Raw genomic sequence first — 2,414 nt, forward strand, 5'->3', positions numbered from 1 at the left:
CAGAGTTAGGGGTGTCAAGGATGGCGTATATAGCCATAGCACGCTATAATGTACTTCTAAACTTCCTGAGGATGTTGCTCGGGAAAGGCAAGAGGCCATAAAGCAATTATTTGGAAGGAGTTTCTCACACCTCTTTCGGAGACGCTTTTGTATTTCACTGAAGAGGAAGTCAATGATGAAAAAAACACTGGGAGCCTGTGTCCGGGCAAATGGCGATGGCGATATGCTCTATAAATATTCACTGTATGCAAGAGCTGAAACTTATAGCTAAAACTATAGATTGTCCTCGCCCCATTTTTTCAGTTCAAGGAGAATGGGGATGAGGCTTTTTGTTTTCTCAGTAAGATTGTATTCTACTCTTACGGGCATCTCATCATACTGCTTTCTCTCCACAAGTCCGTCAGACTCAAGCTCTTTTAATGAGTTGGCAAGCATAGTATTGGTGATGCCATGTATTGAACGGCGTAATTCTTCATATCGCACTATTTCATTTTTATCGATGACGCACAGGATCATGATTTTCCACTTGCCGCCAACGGTATCAATAACTCTTTTTAATCCACAATCTTTCCCTGCGATATCTTCACATAATGGTTCTTTTGTCTCTTTTTTCCTCATAGTATACTTTTCCTTACTAGATAAATAAAAACTGCGTACTTGATATAAAAACTATACCACATATAATAAAAGCATCAGTTGAGAAAAACAAGTAGTTATTTACACATTTCAAAGAAAGGCGCTGCATTGCTGGCGGTATGGTGATTATTATGGAATACAGATTTACAAAAGAAAACTTTGAAACAGAAGTAATGAATAGTGATGTTCCGGTTCTTGTTGATTTTTATGCAGACTGGTGTGGCCCATGTAAAATGATGGGACCTGTAGTTGAAGAGCTTGCCAGAGAGTATGATGGTAAATTCAAGGTTGGCAAGATAAATGTTGATCAGGAGCCGCAGCTTGCACAGAAGTATGGAGTAATGAGTATACCTTACTTTGCGTTTATCAAGAAGGGGAGTCTGTATGATGATGAAATGGGTGCTGTTCCGAAGGAACGACTTGTAAGGAAAATGGAAGCAATGATTTAAGGCAGTACTCGGCAAGATGAAAAAGGAGAAGATTTACAAATGAAAAAAGCAGCTAATGATATAAAAAGATGTGTTGCCTGCGGTGTCTGCGTGTTGCAGTGCCCTAGAGAGGCAATAGATATCTATAAAGGCTGCCATGCTGTAGTAGATGTCATGAAGTGCGTTGGGTGTGGCATTTGCGAAAGAGCATGTCCTGCAGGCTCGATCAAGGTAGCGGAGGTGCAGGATGGCATCAAATAAAACTAAACACTGGTATGATTATCTGTGGATATGGACAATTATTTATTTTGCACTGGGGTTCTTTAATATTCTGTTTGCGTGGCTTGGGATGATTGATTTTATATTACCGCTGATTTTTGCGATAGCAGGTGGAAATAAGCTGTTTTGTAACAGATTTTGCGGAAGAGGCCAGCTTTTCTGGGTACTTGGGAAAAACTGCAAGTGTTCCAGGAGTAAACCAGCGCCCGGATGGATATCTTCTAAATGGTTCAGATATGGATTCCTGGCATTCTTCATGACGATGTTTGGAACAATGGTTTTTCAGACTTATCTTGTATTTGCCGGGACAAATACTCTTCGAAAGGCTATAAAGCTCTTTTGGACATTCAAAGTTACATGGAAATGGGCGTATAATGGAAGCGTGTTCCCCGACTGGGTAGCACAGTTTGGATTTGGGTTTTATAGCCTGATGCTTACATCAACTCTTATTGGGCTGATTAGTATGGCTTTGTACAAAGAAAGAACCTGGTGTTCATTCTGTCCAATGGGGACAATGACTCAGGGAATATGCAAGATAAAGGCAAGGAAAGGTGTGGAAAATCATGACGTTAAAAGAGAGAGCTGAGAGAGCAGTTGAATTAAAGAATTCAGGAAAGTATAACTGTGCCCAGGCTGTGACAGTAGTTTTATCCGATCAGACTGAACTTGCAGAGGAACAGCTAAAGCAGATATCAGCAGGATTCTGCGCAGGAATGGGCAATATGGAAGCAACCTGCGGCGCACTAATTGGAGCAGGCATGGTGGCAGGACTTAAGACAGAAGGAAAAGGGACTCTCGGGATTACAAGGCAGATCCAGGAAGAATTTGCAACAAGATGCGGGGCCTTAAAATGCAAGGATTTAAAGACAATGACGGATGGTAAACCCTTATGCCCATGCGAGGAATGCGTTAGAAATGCTGTTATGATTTATGGTGAGATTATGGGATTGTAATTGAGCCAAGCTGTTTTAATTTGAATACAGATAGTAGCAATATATTCCATTTTGCATTCTTGTGCATATGAAAGCTTCATTATCATTCTCTTTCGTATGCTTTTTCATCTTTCTCAAG

At 40.7% G+C, this 2,414-nt stretch carries 5 protein-coding genes; 4 read left to right on the plus strand and 1 reads right to left on the minus strand.

The window, feature by feature from the left end:
* Nucleotides 1-273: 273 nt before the first annotated feature.
* The gene (locus tag G588_RS0118380) at nucleotides 274-618 is read right to left on the minus strand and encodes a winged helix-turn-helix transcriptional regulator (protein ID WP_022780148.1); all 345 of its coding nucleotides are present in this window, start codon (nucleotides 616-618) and stop codon (nucleotides 274-276) included.
* Between the two features lie 149 nt (nucleotides 619-767).
* On the opposite strand from G588_RS0118380, the gene trxA reads away from it, so the two are divergent.
* Genes trxA through G588_RS0118400 form a run of 4 tightly spaced genes read left to right on the plus strand, consistent with a single transcriptional unit; the run spans nucleotide 768 to nucleotide 2,296 of the window.
* Nucleotides 768-1,085, plus strand: a complete 318-nt coding sequence (trxA, locus tag G588_RS0118385) for a thioredoxin (protein WP_022780149.1) — start codon at nucleotides 768-770, stop codon at nucleotides 1,083-1,085.
* A 39-nt stretch (nucleotides 1,086-1,124) separates the two neighbouring features.
* Nucleotides 1,125-1,325, plus strand: coding sequence for a 4Fe-4S binding protein (locus tag G588_RS0118390; protein WP_022780150.1), 201 nt, complete (start codon nucleotides 1,125-1,127; stop codon nucleotides 1,323-1,325).
* Nucleotides 1,312-1,929: a hypothetical protein gene (locus G588_RS0118395; protein WP_022780151.1), complete on the plus strand. Its 618-nt coding sequence runs from the start codon at nucleotides 1,312-1,314 to the stop codon at nucleotides 1,927-1,929. The genes G588_RS0118390 and G588_RS0118395 overlap by 14 nt, the downstream gene beginning before the upstream one ends.
* On the plus strand, nucleotides 1,907-2,296 hold the full coding sequence (locus G588_RS0118400; protein WP_022780152.1) for a C-GCAxxG-C-C family protein: 390 nt from the start codon (nucleotides 1,907-1,909) through the stop codon (nucleotides 2,294-2,296). Before G588_RS0118395 ends, G588_RS0118400 begins: the two co-directional genes overlap by 23 nt.
* Nucleotides 2,297-2,414 lie beyond the last annotated feature (118 nt).

The organism is Butyrivibrio sp. AE3009, from assembly GCF_000420845.1.
Classification (GTDB): domain Bacteria; phylum Bacillota; class Clostridia; order Lachnospirales; family Lachnospiraceae; genus Butyrivibrio.

Excerpts from the sequence above, each read along its gene's own strand:
- G588_RS0118380 (WP_022780148.1), bottom strand. The coding sequence starts at position 618 with ATGAGGAAAAAAGAGACAAAAGAACCATTATGTGAAGATATCGCAGGG.
- G588_RS0118395 (WP_022780151.1), top strand. The coding sequence starts at position 1,312 with ATGGCATCAAATAAAACTAAACACTGGTATGATTATCTGTGGATATGG.
- G588_RS0118390 (WP_022780150.1), top strand. The coding sequence starts at position 1,125 with ATGAAAAAAGCAGCTAATGATATAAAAAGATGTGTTGCCTGCGGTGTC.
- trxA (WP_022780149.1), top strand. The coding sequence starts at position 768 with ATGGAATACAGATTTACAAAAGAAAACTTTGAAACAGAAGTAATGAAT.
- G588_RS0118400 (WP_022780152.1), top strand. The coding sequence starts at position 1,907 with ATGACGTTAAAAGAGAGAGCTGAGAGAGCAGTTGAATTAAAGAATTCA.